This is a genomic window from Stenotrophomonas sp. SI-NJAU-1, assembly GCF_020883215.1.
In the GTDB taxonomy this organism is placed as follows: domain Bacteria; phylum Pseudomonadota; class Gammaproteobacteria; order Xanthomonadales; family Xanthomonadaceae; genus Stenotrophomonas; species Stenotrophomonas indicatrix.
Genome location: NZ_CP086598.1, coordinates 1,775,528 through 1,791,862, shown reverse-complemented (window position 1 = coordinate 1,791,862; position 16,335 = coordinate 1,775,528). Strand labels below are relative to the sequence as shown.

The 16,335-nt window shown below is 68.1% G+C and carries 15 protein-coding genes; 6 read left to right on the top strand and 9 right to left on the bottom strand.

Features of this window, described 5'->3' with window-relative positions; translation table 11 throughout:
* Together LMF57_RS08360 and LMF57_RS08355 are read right to left on the bottom strand one after the other, a co-directional pair.
* Complete coding sequence (locus LMF57_RS08360) at positions 1-1,878, bottom strand: ATP-binding cassette domain-containing protein (protein ID WP_117310176.1); 1,878 nt, start codon at positions 1,876-1,878, stop codon at positions 1-3.
* A 324-nt stretch (positions 1,879-2,202) separates the two neighbouring features.
* Positions 2,203-3,078 carry a LysR family transcriptional regulator gene (locus tag LMF57_RS08355; protein WP_229291204.1) on the bottom strand — a complete coding sequence of 292 codons (876 nt, stop codon included), beginning with the start codon at positions 3,076-3,078 and terminating at the stop codon, positions 2,203-2,205.
* Positions 3,079-3,180: 102 nt separating this feature from the next.
* On the opposite strand from LMF57_RS08355, the gene LMF57_RS08350 reads away from it, so the two are divergent.
* The 4 genes from LMF57_RS08350 (at position 3,181) to dbpA (ending at position 6,670) form a co-directional block, all read left to right on the top strand.
* A complete protein-coding gene (locus LMF57_RS08350; protein ID WP_229291203.1) occupies positions 3,181-4,260 on the top strand; it encodes a YeiH family protein in 1,080 nt (359 codons plus the stop codon).
* 62 nt (positions 4,261-4,322) lie between these two features.
* A complete protein-coding gene (locus LMF57_RS08345) occupies positions 4,323-4,874 on the top strand; it encodes a CbrC family protein (protein ID WP_229291202.1) in 552 nt (183 codons plus the stop codon).
* 44 nt (positions 4,875-4,918) lie between these two features.
* Positions 4,919-5,191, top strand: coding sequence for a hypothetical protein (locus LMF57_RS08340; RefSeq protein ID WP_229291201.1), 273 nt, complete (start codon positions 4,919-4,921; stop codon positions 5,189-5,191).
* A 102-nt stretch (positions 5,192-5,293) separates the two neighbouring features.
* Positions 5,294-6,670, top strand: a complete 1,377-nt coding sequence (dbpA, locus tag LMF57_RS08335; protein ID WP_229291200.1) for an ATP-dependent RNA helicase DbpA — start codon at positions 5,294-5,296, stop codon at positions 6,668-6,670.
* A 153-nt stretch (positions 6,671-6,823) separates the two neighbouring features.
* Here dbpA and LMF57_RS08330 read toward each other — a convergent pair whose 3' ends face one another.
* Positions 6,824-7,363 carry an adenine phosphoribosyltransferase gene (locus LMF57_RS08330; RefSeq protein ID WP_223494882.1) on the bottom strand — a complete coding sequence of 180 codons (540 nt, stop codon included), beginning with the start codon at positions 7,361-7,363 and terminating at the stop codon, positions 6,824-6,826.
* A 300-nt stretch (positions 7,364-7,663) separates the two neighbouring features.
* Here LMF57_RS08330 and LMF57_RS08325 point away from each other — a divergent pair, with 300 nt between their 5' ends.
* Positions 7,664-10,087 carry a membrane-bound PQQ-dependent dehydrogenase, glucose/quinate/shikimate family gene (locus tag LMF57_RS08325; RefSeq protein WP_208083029.1) on the top strand — a complete coding sequence of 808 codons (2,424 nt, stop codon included), beginning with the start codon at positions 7,664-7,666 and terminating at the stop codon, positions 10,085-10,087.
* A gap of 101 nt (positions 10,088-10,188) precedes the next feature.
* Positions 10,189-11,043 carry an IclR family transcriptional regulator C-terminal domain-containing protein gene (locus LMF57_RS08320; protein ID WP_229291199.1) on the top strand — a complete coding sequence of 285 codons (855 nt, stop codon included), beginning with the start codon at positions 10,189-10,191 and terminating at the stop codon, positions 11,041-11,043.
* Between the two features lie 77 nt (positions 11,044-11,120).
* On the opposite strand, the gene pcaC is transcribed toward LMF57_RS08320, so the two are convergent.
* The 6 genes from pcaC to pcaF form a co-directional block, all read right to left on the bottom strand.
* The gene (gene pcaC / locus LMF57_RS08315) at positions 11,121-11,507 is read right to left on the bottom strand and encodes a 4-carboxymuconolactone decarboxylase (RefSeq protein ID WP_208082931.1); all 387 of its coding nucleotides are present in this window, start codon (positions 11,505-11,507) and stop codon (positions 11,121-11,123) included.
* A 23-nt stretch (positions 11,508-11,530) separates the two neighbouring features.
* Positions 11,531-12,316 (bottom strand): 3-oxoadipate enol-lactonase, encoded by a 786-nt coding sequence (gene pcaD, locus LMF57_RS08310; protein WP_080149061.1) that lies wholly within the window; start codon positions 12,314-12,316, stop codon positions 11,531-11,533.
* A 25-nt stretch (positions 12,317-12,341) separates the two neighbouring features.
* Positions 12,342-13,685 carry a 3-carboxy-cis,cis-muconate cycloisomerase gene (locus LMF57_RS08305; RefSeq protein WP_059063875.1) on the bottom strand — a complete coding sequence of 448 codons (1,344 nt, stop codon included), beginning with the start codon at positions 13,683-13,685 and terminating at the stop codon, positions 12,342-12,344.
* 90 nt (positions 13,686-13,775) lie between these two features.
* Positions 13,776-14,339 carry a protocatechuate 3,4-dioxygenase subunit alpha gene (gene pcaG, locus LMF57_RS08300; RefSeq protein ID WP_223482279.1) on the bottom strand — a complete coding sequence of 188 codons (564 nt, stop codon included), beginning with the start codon at positions 14,337-14,339 and terminating at the stop codon, positions 13,776-13,778.
* Positions 14,340-14,343: 4 nt separating this feature from the next.
* Positions 14,344-15,054: a protocatechuate 3,4-dioxygenase subunit beta gene (pcaH, locus tag LMF57_RS08295; protein ID WP_229291198.1), complete on the bottom strand. Its 711-nt coding sequence runs from the start codon at positions 15,052-15,054 to the stop codon at positions 14,344-14,346.
* Positions 15,055-15,122: 68 nt separating this feature from the next.
* Positions 15,123-16,331: a 3-oxoadipyl-CoA thiolase gene (gene pcaF / locus LMF57_RS08290; protein ID WP_229291375.1), complete on the bottom strand. Its 1,209-nt coding sequence runs from the start codon at positions 16,329-16,331 to the stop codon at positions 15,123-15,125.
* Positions 16,332-16,335 lie beyond the last annotated feature (4 nt).

Sequence of the window (16,335 nt, the reverse complement as noted above, 5' to 3'; positions counted from 1 at the left end):
TCAGCCTTCCAGTTCTTCCCAGCGTGCGTACGCGGCATCCAGCTCGGCCTGCACCTTGGCCAGCTGCTGGGTGTGCGCGGTCACTTCGGCGCTGCTGCGCGTGTAGAACGACGGATCGTTCATTGCCGAGGTCAGCCCTTCGACGTCGCCTTCCAGCTTCTCGATGGTCTTCGGCAGCTGCTCCAGCTCACGCGCTTCCTTGTAGGCCAGCTTGCGCTTGGGCGCTGCCGGTTCCGCAGCCGCCGCCGGGGCAGCGACCACCGGCTTGGCTACGGGGGCCGAGGCAGGCGCAGCAATGCTGGCCGCGTAACGCTGCCAGTCGCTGTAGCCGCCCACGTACTCGCCGATCACGCCATCGCCTTCCATCACCAGCGTGGAGGTCACCACGTTGTCGATGAAGTCACGATCATGGCTGACCAGCAGCAACGTGCCGTTGTATTCGCCCAGCAGCTCTTCCAGCAGCTCCAGGGTTTCCACGTCCAGATCGTTGGTCGGTTCGTCCATCACCAGCAGGTTGGACGGCTGCGCGAACAGCTTGGCCAGCAGCAGGCGGTTGCGTTCGCCACCGGACAGGCGGGTGATCGGCGCGCGCGCGCGCTCGGGGGTGAACATGAAGTCCTGCAGGTAGGCGTGCACGTGCTTGCGCTTGCCGTTGAACTCGAGGAAATCGCGGCCTTCGGCCACGTTCTCGATCGCGCTCCAGTCTTCGCGCAGCACTGCACGGTACTGGTCGAAGTACGCAACCTGCAGGTTGGTGCCGGCGTTGACCTCACCCTTCTGCGGCTGCAGCTCGCCCAGCAGCAGCTTCAACAGCGTGGTCTTGCCACTGCCGTTGGGGCCGATCAGGCCGATGCGGTCGCCACGCAGGATGGTGGTGGAGAAATCGCGGACCATCGTGCGATCGCCGAAGGCGAACGAAATGTCCTTGATGTCGATGACCTTCTTGCCCGAGCTCACGCCCTGAGCCGCTTCCATCTTGACGTTGCCGCTGAGGTCGCGGCGGGCGGAACGCTCGTTGCGCATCGCCTTCAAGCGGCGCACGCGGCCTTCGTCGCGGGTGCGGCGTGCCTTGATGCCCTGGCGGATCCACACTTCTTCCTGCGCCAGCAGCTTGTCGAACCGTGCGTTTTCCTGGGCCTGCGCGTTGAGGCGTTCTTCGCGACGGCGCTCGTAGTTGGCCCAGTCGCCCGGCCAGCTGGTGACCTGGCCGCGGTCGATCTCGACGATGCGGGTGGCCAGCGCACGCAGGAAGCGGCGGTCATGGGTGACGAACACCACGCTGCCGTTCCAGTTCTTGAGGAACATTTCGAGCCAGTCGATGGCTTCGATGTCGAGGTGGTTGGTCGGTTCGTCCAGCAGCAGCAGGTCGGGGCTGGAGACCAGCGCGCGGCCGAGCAGCACGCGGCGCTTCATGCCGCCGGACAGGCGCGCGAACTCCGCGTCGCCATCGAGGTCGAGCTTGGTCAGGGTCTCGCTGACCCGCTGATCCAAGCCCCAGCCATTGGCGGCATCGATCTTGGCCTGGACGTTGCCCAGCGCTTCGCCATCGAACACGTCGGCGTGGCTGAGGTGATGGAATTCGGCGAGCCATTGGCCCAGTTCGCCCAGGCCATCGGCGACGACGTCGAACACGCTGCCAGCGGCGCCATGCGGCACCTCCTGCTCCAGGCGAGTCACGCGCACGCCCTGCTGCACGCGCACTTCACCGTCATCGGGCTTGTGGTCGCCGGACAGCAGCTTGAGCAGGGTCGATTTGCCGGCGCCGTTGCGGCCGATCAGGGCGATACGCTCGCCCGGCTCGATCGACAGTTCGGCTTTTTCCAGCAACAGCGGGCCGCCGACGCTGAAGTCGACGTTTTGCAGAGTAATCAGAGGCATCCGGCCATTGTAGCGGGTTGCGGAGCCTGGCCGGGCGGCGCCCGGCACCCGCGGAGGCCACGGCCGCAGCAACAGCAACAGCCAACCCCGACTTGCTGGAGGGATAGCGGGGTGGTGTGGGGCTTCAGGACACGCCGTAAACCCTTCCATGGGGGCTCGATGGCGCCATCCATGGCGCCAACGGTCCTGCAGCCCCACACCGCCCCGCCTTCGACAGATCTCCGCTGCTGTTGGTAGGTGTCGACCTTGGTCAACACGTAGATCCACGCCATGCGTGAATGATCGCTGCGGGGTGAATTGATGGAATCGACTGGATTGGGCGGATTACCCCACTTCCCCCAGCAACGCCTGCAAACCCGGCAACCATCGCTTGCCGGGGTGGCGTACCAGCCACAGCGTGCGGTGCAGGGCCGGCAATGGCGTTTCAAGGATGCGCAGGCGGCCGAGGGCCAAGGGTTCTTCCAGCGCATGACGCGAGAGGCAGGCCAGGCCGAGGCCGGCGATGGCGGCTTGCTTGATGGCTTCGGTATTGCCCAGCTGCAGGGTCTGGGCGAAGCCGCGCAGATGCGGCAGCAATGCCTGTTCGACAGCCTCGCGGGTGCCTGAGCCGGGTTCGCGCAGCAGCCAGCGCGCTGCGCGCAGTTCATCCAGCGACCAGCGCGGAGGCGCATCCGCGGCGGCGACGATCACCAGCGGGTCCTGCTGCCAGGCGGTCACCTGCAGCCCGCGTTCGTGGCACGGGCCTTCGATCAGTCCTGCATCCACGTCCAGCCGTTGAACGGCCGCCACCACGCCTGCGCTGTTGTCGATGCGCAGATCGACCTCGGCCTGCGGTGCCTGCCGCAGCAGCTCGGCGATGCGCGGCGGCAGCAGGTAGTTGCCGATGGTGGTGCTGGCCGCCAACACCAGCCGCAGCGGTGCGCCTCGGGACGGGTCACCGCCCGCCGCCAATTGCCGCTCCAGATCGGCGGCATTGACCAACAGCGCGCGCGCCGGCTCCAGCAAGGCCCGGCCGTGGCCGTTCAATGTGAGGCGACGGCCGATGCGGTCGAACAGCGGCGTGCCGAAGTGCGCTTCCAGCTCCTGCAGGGCGGCGCTGGTGGCGGACTGGGAAAGTGCGATGGCCTGCCCTGCTGCGGTGGTGCTGCCCTGGTCGGCGATGGCAACGAAGACCTGCAGCTGGCGGAGCGTCAGGCGCATGTCAATTACCTGCTTTATGGGTAGGTTTCAGCTATATTATTCGTTTTACGGGTCGATTGGACAGAGGCAGGCTGTACGCCTCTCTCCCGTATCCCAGCCGCCATGAACGCGCCTGCCCTGCCCCCCTGGTCCCTGCCCGCCCTGCGCCAGCGCTGGCAACTGCGCCTGCCCGGCCTGCTGCTGGTCGGCCTGGTGGCGGCGGCGTCGCTGTACCTGGCCGAGCTGCCGTGGCTGCAGGCGCATGGCCTGAGTGCGCTGACCGTCGCCATCGTCGCCGGCATCGTGGTCGGCAACACCGCGTACCCGCGACTGGCCCCTGCCAGCGCGGCGGGCGTGGGCTTCTCCAAGCACTGGCTGCTGCGTGCGGGCATCGTGCTGTACGGCCTGCGGCTGACCTTCCAGGACATCGGCCAGGTTGGCGTGGCCGGTGTGCTGATGGACGTGCTGGTGGTGGCGAGCACCTTCGGCTTGGCCTGCTGGCTGGGCGTACGGGTGTTCAGGATGGAGCGCGAGGCCGCCATGCTGATCGGTGCCGGCAGCGCGATCTGCGGTGCGGCGGCGGTGATGGCCGCCGAGCCGGTGGTGCGCGGCCGTGCTGCGCAGGTGACGGTAGCGGTATCGACGGTGGTGGTGTTCGGCACGCTGGCCATGTTCCTGTACCCGGCACTGTATGCGCTGGTGCAGTCGCACGGCTGGCTGGCGATGGACGCGCGGCAGTACGGCCTGTTCACCGGCGCCACTGTGCATGAAGTGGCACAGGTGGTGGCTGCCGGACGTGCGGTGGGTGAATCAGCCGCCGATACCGCGGTCATCACCAAGATGGTGCGGGTGATGCTGCTGGCACCGTTCCTGATCGCACTTTCCTTGTGGCTGGCGCGTGGTGGCAAGGCAGCGGCGGACGGTGGCAAGACCCGGATCGTGGTGCCGTGGTTCGCGTTCGGTTTCGTGGCGGTTGCCGGGCTCAACTCGCTGCATCTGCTGCCGGTGGGTGTGCAGGCCGGGCTGGTGCAGCTGGATACCGTGCTGCTGGCCATGGCGATGGCCGCGCTGGGCCTGACCACCCATGTGTCTGCGCTGCGCCAGGCCGGGTTGAAGCCGCTGCTGCTGGCATCGATCCTGTTCGCCTGGTTGCTGCTGGGTGGCCTGGCGATCCACCACGGTGTGCTGGCGGTGCTGGGCTGATCGCCCCCAGCTTGCCGAGCCTATCCGCAGGTCGTACAAGAACGCACCCTGCGCTGCACTACATGGACACCATGAGCGTCAATCACCTTCCAAACTTCCGCTACCATCCGGACCCGGTTGCGACGGGCAACGTGGGCCCCTCCAGCTCTGCCTGCAGGGTCTGCCAGCAGGCGCGTGGATACGTGTACCTGCGCGATGCCCTCCACGAAGGGCGCGAAGATTTTTCGGAACAGATCTGCCCTTGGTGCATTGCTGATGGCCGTGCAGCATCGACGCTGGATGTCGAATTTGCCTTCAGTCTGGACATCGACGAAGTGGTGCCCGAAACCGCGCTGGAAGAGCTGTCCCGACGCACACCGGGCTACGCCAGTTTTCAAGGTGAAAAATGGCTGGCACATTGCAGCGATGTCTGCCGTTTCCTGGGCGACGCCACGATGGAACAGGTGAGTCAGGCCTCGGCAGCGACCATCGCGGCCTGGTGCGCGGCCAACAACGCCGACGAAACACTTTGGTCGGAGCTGGTCAGCGGTTACGTACCCGGTGCAGATATCGGCTTCTACACGTTCGAGTGCCTGCACTGTGGCCTGATTCAGTTCCATGTTGACGCGGCCTGAGCCTCCTGCTGCGCATGTCCAACGTGGATCGTTAGACTTGAGGCATGCCAGTCTCCCCCGCCCTGCTGAAGATCCCGCTGCGCCTTCTGGATGATCGCTATGGGCCGGGCAATGTCGATGAGGCCGAAGACACGCTGGTCGAGATCGTTCAGGCGATGATGGGCGCGCAGGCGACCTGCTCGTTCGACGTCGACACGCGGCACGCCAACCCGTGGTTCCACCAGCTGCTGCTGGAGCCCCGGGCCGCTGGAAAACCGGCCACCCCGGAGCAGTTGCAGGCGATGGCTGCGCGGCTGGTGGCCATCGGGCTGGGCTGAGAAGATGTTCGGCCAAGGTGCCGACCAAGGTCGCCCGCTACCGGGCGCCCCCACAATCGTGAACGACGGCGGGACCGGGCGCGCGCGCAGGTACAATGCGCCATGACTGATTTCTCGACCCTGCCGCTGAGCCCGGCCCTGCAGCCCGGCCTGGATGCCCTCGGCTATACCACCCTCACGCCGATCCAGGCGCAGAGCCTGCCCGCCATCCTTGATGGCCGCGATGTGATCGCCCAGGCCCCGACCGGCAGCGGCAAGACCGCCGCCTTCGGTCTTGGCCTGCTGCAATCCATCGATCCCAGCCTGATCCGCGTACAGGCGCTGGTGCTGTGCCCCACCCGCGAGCTGGCCGACCAGGTGGCCAAGCAGATCCGCAAGCTGGCCACCGGCATCCCCAACCTGAAGCTGCTGCTGCTGACCGGCGGCACACCGCTGGGCCCGCAGCTGGCGTCGCTGGAAAGCCACGATCCGCACGTGGTGGTCGGCACGCCCGGCCGCGTGCAGGAACTGGCGCGCAAGCGCGCACTGAATCTGGGCGCCGTGCGCACCCTGGTGCTGGATGAAGCCGACCGCATGCTCGATATGGGCTTCGAGGAACCGATCCGTGAGATCGCCGGCCGTACCCACCGCGATCGCCAGAGCCTGCTGTTCTCGGCAACCTTCCCCGACACCATCCGCGCCATGGCCCGCGACCTGCTGCGCGATGCCGTGGAAGTGACCGTGGAAGGCGCCGACCAGGCCCCGGCCATCCGCCACCTGTTCTGCGAAGTCGAACCGGCACACCGGCAGAAGGCACTGGCCGGCCTGCTGCTGAAGTACACGCCCGAATCGGCCGTGGTCTTCTGCAACACCCGCAAGGACGTGGACGAAGTGGCCAACTCGCTGCAGCAGTTCGGCTTCTCCGCGCTCGCCCTGCATGGCGACATGGAACAGCGCGACCGCGAGGAAGTGCTGCTGCGCCTGGCCAACCGCAGCTGCAACGTGCTGGTTGCCAGCGACGTTGCCGCGCGCGGCCTGGATGTGGAAGAGCTGGCCGCAGTGATCAACTACGAGCTGCCGACCGACGTCGAGAGCTACCAGCACCGTGTCGGCCGCACCGGTCGTGCCGGCGCCAGTGGCCTGGCGATCAGCCTGGTGGCCGGCCGCGAGAAGACTCGTGCCGACGCCGTTGAGGCCCAGATGGGCCAGCCGTTGGACTGGCAGAAGACGCCGCTGGCGACGTCGCGCCCGGCCGAGCTGCCGCAGGCGGCGATGCGCACCCTGCGCATCGATGGCGGCAAGACCGACAAGCTGCGCGCAGGCGACATCCTCGGCGCCCTCACCGGCGATGCCGGCCTGTCGGCCAAGTTCATCGGCAAGATCGCGATCTTCCCGACCCGTTCCTACGTGGCGATCGCCCGCGAGCAGGTCAACAAGGCGGTGGCGAAGCTGGAAGCGGGCAAGATCAAGGGCCGTCGTTTCCGCGTGCGGATGATGTGATTGAAGGAGCGCTGCCGATCACGGTTGGCAGCGAGGTGACCTGGTAGTGGCCAACCTTGGTTGGCCCATCCATGCGGTGCCAACCAAGGTTGGCAACTACCGGTTCGCCGCGATTCGCTCGGGCAGGCGCCACCTTGGTTGGCACCTGCGCAATCAGAACACCAGTTCGGTGTGCAGCGGCAGATCCGCTTCCCAGCGACCACGGCCGCCCAGGCCATCCAGCTCGACCAGCACGCCGGCGCCGACTACGTCCACGCCCAGGCGGCGCACCAGCGACAACGCAGCCACCAGCGTACCGCCGGTTGCCAGCACATCGTCGATGATCGCTACACGCGCACCGGCGGGCAGCGCGTCGGCATGCACTTCAATGCAGTCGCTGCGGTATTCCAGGGTGTATTCCTCACGCAGCACCTTGCCCGGCAGCTTGCCCGGCTTGCGCACCGGCACGAAGCCCACGCCCAGTTCCAGCGCCATGGCCGCACCGAGGATGAAGCCGCGCGATTCGATGCCGACCACCGCGTCCAGCTTCTGATCGCGCCAGCGATCGGCCATCGCCACGACCGCGCCACGGAAGTCCTCGCTGTGAGCGAGCAGCGGCATGATGTCCTTGAACAGGATGCCCGGCTTCGGGAAATCAGCGATGTCGCGCAGGCGCGAGGCCCAGGCGGGGACGGCCACGGTGGCGTCGGTCATTGCAGCTACCAGCTTGTATGGCGGCATAGGGTAACCGGTTCGCCCGTGCCCTGCCCGTTCCCGGCACCACTGCGCCGCTGCGTTCCACCGATGGCGCCGTGGGGCATCACGCCAAAATCGCACACGCGTGCGATAATCGCCCTAACCGGTCATTCACCCAGCCTGCGTCATAAGCAGGCCGACGCCTGCCCGCCGTCACGGCCCGCAGCCGCCCGGGATGCCGTTGGCCCCCGCCACGCCTGGCGCGCGCGGGGCTTTCCCCGCCTCCGCGCGGGTTTTTCGCAATGAGGTTCATGCAACGTGGACGAGACGACGAGAGTTCCGGCCCTGTGCCGTGTGCTGGTGGTCCTGCTCGGCATCCTGGTGACCCTGTTCGGCCTGGCTCTGCTGGTCGGCGGTGTACGCCTGGTGCAGCTGGGGGGCAGTTGGTATTTCCTGCTGATGGGTGCGGTGTCGGCGGTAGCCGGCGTACTGCTGGCGATGCGCCGGCCGAACGGTGCGCTGCTGTACGGCCTGGCCTTCCTGGCCACGCTGTTGTGGGCGCTGGTGGATGCCGGCTGGAATTTCTGGCCGCTGGTATCGCGGCTGGTGATGCCGGCGGTGCTGGCCCTGCTGGTCGCCCTGGCCTGGCCGGTGCTGCGCCGCAGCCGAGGCCAGGTTGCCGGTCGCGGCGCCTATGGCGTGGCCGCCGTGCTGCTGGTCGGCCTGCTGGGCACTGCGGTGTCGGCGTTCCAGCCGCGCCCGGTACAGACCGCGCAGGGCACGACGCCGCCGGTGGTGCCGGTGGCCAAGGGCGCTGAACAGCGCGACTGGATGCATTGGGGCAACACCACCGCCGGCACCCGCTTTGCCGCGCTGGACCAGATCACCCCGGCCAACGTGAAGGAACTGCAGGTTGCCTGGACGGCGCGCACCGGCGATGTCCCGGAAAGCAACGGTTTCGGTGCCGAGGACCAGAACACCCCGCTGCAGATCGGCGACACCCTGTTCCTGTGCACCCCGCACAACCAGGTGATCGCCATCGATGCCGATTCCGGCAGGCAGCGCTGGGCCTTCGACCCCAAGGCCACCGCGCCGAACTGGCAACGCTGCCGCGGTCTGGGCTATTTCGACGCAACCACGGCACCGTCTGCGGCAGATGCAGCCGCTCCGGCACCTGCGCCGCTGCCGGCCACCGAAACGGCCAGCACGGGTCCGGCGCTGTGCGGGAAGCGCATTCTGATGACCTCCATCGATGCGCGCCTTTTCGCGCTGGATGCGAAGACCGGCGCGTTGTGCCCGGACTTCGGCAGCAACGGCGTGGTCGATCTGAAGGTCGGCATGGGCGAGATCAAGCCGGGCTTCTACACGCTCACCGCCGCACCGCTGGTGGCGGGCGAACTGATCGTGGTCGGTGGCCGCGTGGCCGACAACATCGAAGTGGGTGAGCCGTCCGGCGTGGTGCGTGCCTACAACGTGCGCACCGGCGCACTGGCCTGGGTCTGGGATCTTTCCAGGGAAACCCCGGACGTGCCGCTGGATCCGTCGATCCACTACACGCGCGCCACGCCGAACGTGTGGACCTCGATGGCCTACGACCCGCAGCTGGGCCTGGTCTACCTGCCCACCGGCAACACCACCCCGGACCAGTGGGCCGGCGAGCGCACCCCGCAGGATGACAAGTACAGTTCGGCGGTGGTTGCGCTGGACGTGGCCACCGGCAAGGAGCGCTGGGTCTACCAGACCGTGCACCACGATCTGTGGGACTACGACCTGCCCGCGCAGCCGACCCTGACCGATGTGCCCGACGGCAAGGGCGGCACGCTGCCGGCCCTGCTGCAGATCACCAAGGCCGGGCAGATCTTCATGCTCAACCGCCAGACCGGCGTGCCGATCAGCGAAGTGCGCAACATACCCGCGCCGCAGGGCAATGCGCAGGGCGAACGCTATGCCGCCACCCAGCCGCTGTCGGTGGGCCTGCCGCAGATCGGCGCGCAGACGCTGACCGAGTCGGACATGTGGGGCGCCACCCCGATCGACCAGATGCTGTGCCGCATCCAGTTCAAGCAGTTCCGCTACGACGGCATGTACACGCCGCCGGGCGAAGACCTCGCGCTGCAGTGGCCCGGTTCGCTGGGTGGCATGAACTGGGGCAGCGCCTCGGTCGACCCCACCACCGGCTACCTGTTCGTCAATGACATGCGCCTGGGCCTGTGGACCAAGCTGATCCCGCGCGCGCAGATGACCAGCGGCGACGGTGGCGTGGAAATGGGTGCGGCCTCGCAGACCGGCACGCCGTACGGCTCGCTGCGCGACCGCTTCCTGTCCAAGCTGGGCATTCCCTGCCAGAAACCGCCGTTCGGCACGATGTCGGCGATCAACCTGGCCACCCGCCAGCTGGTCTGGCAGGTGCCGGTGGGCACGGTGAAGGACACCGGGCCGATGGGTATCAAGATGGGCCTGCCGATTCCGATCGGCATGCCGACCCTGGGCGGTTCGCTGGCCACGCAGTCGGGCCTGCTGTTCTTCGCCGGTACGCAGGATTACTACCTTCGCGCCTATGACAGCCGCACCGGCGAGGAAGTGTGGAAGGCCCGCATGCCGGTTGGCAGCCAGGGCACGCCGATGACCTACGTCTCGCCGAAGACCGGTCGCCAGTACGTGGTGATTTCCGCCGGTGGCGCACGCCAGTCACCGGACCGTGGCGACTACGTGATCGCCTACGCGCTGCCCGAGCGCAAGTGACCGGCGCCACGCGGCGCAGCCTCGCAGGCTGCGCCGCGTGGGTACCGGTTGCTGGTTCGAGCCCTTACCATGCGAGGTCGAACCCGATGAAAGCTGCTGCCATGCCTGCCGTTCCTCCCAGCCGTCGACCCAAGCGCCCCCCTGCCCCCCCGCAGGATCGTGGCCTGGCCCATGAGCTGATGCAGCAGATCCAGGACAACCAGGGCGATCCGGACTTCATGACGTCGCTCGGCCGCGGCCTGGCCGTGCTGAGCGTGTTCTCGCAGCACCCGCGCGAAGTGACGATGTCGCAGATCAGCAGCGATACCGGCATTTCCCGCGCAGCGGTACGGCGCGTGCTGTACACGCTGGAAAAGCTCGGCTATGTGGGTGAACAGGGCCGCGGCTACGTGCTGCTGCCGCGCGTGCTGGGCATGGGCGGCGCCTATGTCGCGTCGTCGTCGATGACCGCTGCTGCACAACCGCTGCTGGATGCCCTGCGCGATGCCGTGCACGAATCCTGCTCGCTGGGCGTGCTCGATGGCGATGACATCCTGTACGTGGCGCGCGCGGAAACCGTACGCATCATGTCGATCGGCCTGCGCGCAGGCAGCCGCCTGCCGGCCTACTGCACCTCGATGGGCCGCGTGCTGCTGGCCTCGTTGCCGCGCGACACGCTGGAAGGCTACCTGGAACGCAACCCGTTGCGGCCGCGTACTGAACGCACGGTCACCCGCATGGATGACTTCCTCGACCTGCTGGAAAAGGTGCGCCGCGAAGGCGCGTCGCTGGTCGATCAGGAACTGGAGATCGGCCTGCGCTCGATCGCCGTGCCGGTGCGTTCGCGCAGCGGCGATGTCGTGGCCGCGCTGAACATCGGCACCCAGGCGGGCCGTATCGGCCTGGGCGTAATGCAGACCCAGCTGTTGCCGCGCCTGCGCGAGGCCGCACAGCGGCTGGGGACGCTGTTGAATTGAGGTACAGCCGCCGGGCATGGCCCGGCGCCGGGGCCGCGCTCTGGTAGCGCCGGGCCATGCCCGGCGGATGTTCGGCGTCAGCGCTCTGCGGCCTGCTCTTCCAGGATCGGCCTGGCCAGCGCGAACGCGTGGTTGGCCGCGGGCACGCCACAGTAGATCGCGGCCTGCAGCAGCGCTTCCTTGATCTCCTCCGCCGTCACGCCGTTGTTGCGGGCGGCACGGATATGCAGCTTGAACTCCTCGTCATGGCCCAGCGCCACCATCATCACGATGGTCAGCAGCGAGCGCGTGTGCCGCGGCAGGCCCTCGCGCGTCCACACCGTGCCCCACGCCGTGCGCGTGATGAATTCCTGGAATTCGGTGGTGAACTCGGTGCGCGCCTGCAGCGAGCGTTCGACGTGTGCCTCACCCAGTACCTGGCGGCGCACCGCAAGGCCGGCTTCGTAGCGTTCCTGTTCGTCCATCGTGGTCTACCTGTTGTGCGGGATCAGTGCTGCGCCGAGAGATGCGCGGCCAGTGCGGAGGTGAACGCCTGCGGCGATTCCAGGTTGCAGATGTGGCGGCCCGGCACGGCGGCATGGTGGCCATGGGCCACGCCGTCGGCGATTGCCTGCAGCTCGGCCGGTGCGCACACCGGGTCGTCATTTCCGGCAATGGCCAGCAGCGGCACGCCAATGCGGCCCAGCGCATCACGGAAGTCGGCCGTGCCTACGGCGTTGCAGCAGCCGGCATAGCCAGCCACGCTGGTGGCGAGGAAGCGCTGCAGGATGTCTTCCACCTGGCTGGCATGGGTCTGCGCGAAGGCGGCGGTGAACCAGCGTTCGCGGGTGCCATCGACCAGCGGCAACAGGCCATCGTGCTGGACCTGGGCGATGCGCGCCTGCCAGCCGTCCAGCGTACCGATCTTCGCTGCGGTGGCAGCCACCGTGAGCGTGCGCAGGCGATTGCCAGCATGCACGCCCAGCCACTGCCCGGTCAGGCCACCGATCGACAGCCCGCAGAAATGGCTGCGCGCGATGCCGAGGTGGTCCCACAGGGCCAGCACATCAGCGCCCAGTTCGGCCACGCTGTACAGCCCCGGTGGCGTGCTGGACTGGCCATGACCGCGACGGTCATAGCGCAGGATGCGGTACTGCGAGGCGAGTGCATCCACCTGCGGCTGCCACATGCCCAGGTCGGTACCCAGCGAATTGCAGAAGGTCAGCCACTGCCCGTCGGCGCGGCCCTCGGTCTGGTAGTGCAGGCGATGCTGCGGAAGGTCGAGGAATGGCATGCGTGCTCCAACGTTGAACGTAGGATCAGCCGCGCGCGAGCACGCGGTCGATCCAGGTATCGGCCATGCCGCGCCAGCTGTCTGCGGCGAACAGGGCATCCAGTTGTGCGGCGGAAAGCTGCGCGGTGACTTCGGGCATCTGCCCGAGCACCACCCGCAGGTGCTGCGATTGCGCAAGCGCCTGCCTGGCCGCTTGTTCCACCAGGGCATGCGCGGCCGGCTTGCCGATGCGCTCGCCCAGGGTGACCGCAACGGCTTCGGCGTAAAGCAGGCCGCCATGACTGTCCAGGTGCTGGCGCATGCGCTCGCGATCCAGCTGCAGACCCTGCACCACCACATCCACCTGGGCCAGGCTGCCCGCACACAGGCGCACGATCTCCGGCACGGTGTCCCATTCGGCGTGCCATTGGCCTGCTGCGCGCTCGTGCGGCTGCGGCATGGCAGTGAACAGCGTGGACAGCAGGCCGGGCACGCGCGTAGCAGCGGCAATGGCGGCCACGCAACCCACCGGATTGCGCTTGTGCGGCATTGCCGAGGAACCGCCCTTGCCCTCGCCCGCCGGCTCGAAGGCTTCGGCCACCTCGGACTGCATCAGCAGCACGATGTCGGTGGCGATCTTGCCGAGGCTGCCGGTCAGCAGTGCGAACACGCTGCCGAACTCGGCAATGCGGTCACGCGCGGTGTGCCAGGGCAATGCCGGCAGCGGCAACTGCAGCTCGGCAGCCAGGGCTTCGGCCACGTCCAGCCCGCGCGTCTGCAGCGAGGCCAGGGTGCCAGCGGCACCGCCGAACTGCAGCACCAGCGTGTCTGCGGCCAACGCATCCAGCCTGCGCTGGCTGCGCTGCAGGGCGTCGAGCCAACCGGCCGCCTTCAGGCCGAAGGTCACCGGCACTGCCTGTTGCAGCAGCGTGCGTCCAGGCAGCCCGGTGCCGCGCTCGGCCTCGGCCAGCCGCGCCAGCGCCATGCACAGCACGCGCAGGCGCGCCTGCACCTGGCTGACTGCCGCGCGCAGCTGCAGCACCGCGCCGGTATCGATGATGTCCTGGCTGGTGGCGCCCCAGTGCACCCAGCGCGCGGCCTCGGCATCGTTCGCCTTGACCTGCGCGGTGAGTGCCTTGACCAGTGGAATGGCCGGATTGCCAGCCAGTGCGGTGGCTGCCGACAGCGCCGGCAACGAATACAGATCGGCACTGCAGGCCGCTTCGATCGGTGCCAGCGCGGCTGCGGGAATCACCCCGCACTGCACCTGCGCGCGCGCCAGAGCGCGTTCGACATCGAGCATCGCCTGCAGGCGTGCTTCATCGCGGAACACGGCGTCGACGGCGGGGTCGCCGAACAGACCGCCCAGCAGCGTTGGGAAGTGGCTCATCGGTGCAGTCCATCCTGAGTAATCACAGCTTACCCGCGCCCGCCGCACGCGGGCGTGGAATGGCCGGAAGGCGCGTCGGGCGCGCCGCGATCAGTATGCGAAGAACACCGTCTCGTCCGGGCCCTGCATGCGCACGTCCCAGTGGTACAGGCCCTTGCCCTGCGCCTGTGCGACCAGGGTGTGGCGGCGTTCGGCCGGCACCAGCGCGAGGATGCCGTCCTCGGCGTTGCTGGCTTCGTCACTGAAGTAGATGCGTGCACGGGTGGCCTGCAGCAGGCCGCGCATGAACACCAGCACCACCAGGTGCGGCGCCTGCGGCTCGCCACGCAGGCCCGGCACCCGGCCCGGCTTGACGGTGGTGAAGGCGAAGCGGCCCTGGTCGTCGGTGGGCACGCGGCCCCAGCCGTCGAAGGCCGGGTCGTGGTCGTCACGGCGCGGGTCTTCGCCATGGGCATAGATGCCCTGCGCGTCGGCCTGCCAGATCTCCAGCACGGCATCGGACACCGGCACGCCATTGCCATCGAACACCTGGCCCTGCACTTCCACGCGCTCACCCTGCGCGATGGCCGGGGCGATGTCGGTGCGGTACAGCGGTTCCAGGCCCAGGCGGTAGTACGGGCCCACGGTCTGCCATGGAGTGGATTGGAAACTCATGGTGTTACTCCCAGACGGTCATCTTGCGACCGCGCAGCACGATGTCGAAACGGTAGCCCAGCGCGAATTCGTTGGCGGTGTTTTCCCAATCGAACGAGGACACCATGCGCTCGCGCGCCTTGGCGTCGTCCACGCAGTTGTAGATCGGATCAAACGCCAGCAGCGGATCATTGGGGAAATACATCTGCGTGACCAGGCGCTGGCCGATGCCTTCGCCATGCAGCGAGAAGTGGATGTGTGCCGGGCGCCAGGCGTTGTAGTGGTTGCGCCACGGGTACGCGCCCGGTTTGATGGTGGTGAAGCGGTAGCGGCCTTCGCTGTCGGTCAACACCTGGCCGGTACCCTTGAAGTTCGGATCCAGCGGCGCGTCGTGCTGGTCGCCCTTGTGCAGGTAACGGCCGGCGGCGTTGCACTGCCACACCTCCACCACGGTGTTGCGCACCGGGCGGCCGTTCTCGTCCAGCACGCGGCCGCTGACGATGATGCGCTCACCCTGCGGCTGGCCTGGGAAGCCGGCAGTCAGGTCGGCGGCATGCTCACCGAGGGTGATGCGGTTGATGCTCGGGCCGGTCACTTCCGAGAGCGTCACCGGGATCGCGATCGGGTCGGTTCCAGGGCCACGCAGCGCGGTGGAGGCGTACGGCAGGTGGATGCGCGGCGGCTGGCTGCCGGGGTACGGCCTGCGGTAGCCGCGCAGTGGGGTGGGATCGCTCATGGCGTACTCCTGTTGGCGAGCGGCCCGGAAGCCGCAGCTGTCTTGAGATTACGGAATCAGGGGATGGTTCACGCGCGCTCGATGGCCAGGGCCACGCCCTGCCCCACGCCGATGCACATCGTGGCCAGGCCACGGCGGCCACCGCTGGCCTCCAGCTGGCGCAGCAGGGTCAGCGCCAGGCGCGCGCCGCTCATGCCCAGCGGGTGGCCCAGCGCGATGGCACCGCCGTTGGGGTTCACGTGCGCGGCATCGTCGGCCAGGCCCAGCTGGCGCATGCAGGCCAGCCCCTGCGAGGCGAAGGCCTCGTTCAGTTCGATGGCGTCGAAATCGTCGATGGCCAGGCCCAGCCGTGCCATCAGCTTCTGGCTGGCCGGCACCGGGCCCATGCCCATGATCGCCGGCTCCACGCCGGCACTGGCAAAGCCGAGGATGCGCGCGCGCGGGGTCAGGCCCAGCGCCTGTACCTGCGCACCGGACGCCAGCAGCAGCGCGGCGGCACCATCGTTGATGCCCGAGGCGTTGCCGGCGGTCACCGTGCCCGGCTGGCGGAACAGCGGCTTCAGCCTGGCCAGTGCTTCGGCGGTGGTATCGCCGCGCGGGTGTTCATCGCAGTCGACGGTCACGGTTTCGCCGCGTTTGCGGCCCGGTACGTCCACCGCCACGATCTCGCCGTCGAAGAAGCCGCGCGCCTGCGCGGCGGCCGTTCGCTGCTGGCTGCGCAGGGCGAACGCATCCTGGTCCTCGCGGCTGACGCCGTAGCGCTCAGCCACGTTCTCGGCGGTCTGGCCCATGGTCTCCACGCCGTGCAGTTCACGCAGGCGCGGGTTGATGAAACGCCAGCCCATGGTGGTGTCTTCGATCTGCTGGTCACGGGCAAACGGCGAGGTTGCCTTGCCCATCACGAACGGCGCGCGCGACATCGATTCGACGCCGCCGGCAATGGCCAGGCCGAGCTCGCCGGCAGCAATACCACGGGCCACGGTGCCGATCGCATCCAGGCCCGAACCGCACAGGCGGTTGATCGTGCTGCCGGGCACGCTCACCGGCAGGCCGGCCAGCAGCAGGCTCATGCGGGCGACGTTGCGGTTGTCCTCACCGGCCTGGTTGGCACAGCCCAGGTAGACATCCTCCACCAGCCCCGGGTCCAGCTGCGGGTGGCGCGCCAGCAGTGCCTTCAGCGCAATCGCGCCGAGGTCGTCGGCGCGCACACCGGACAATGCGCCGCCGTAGCGGCCGATCGGGGTGCGGATGCCATCGACGATATAGGTCTCGTGCAGGGGC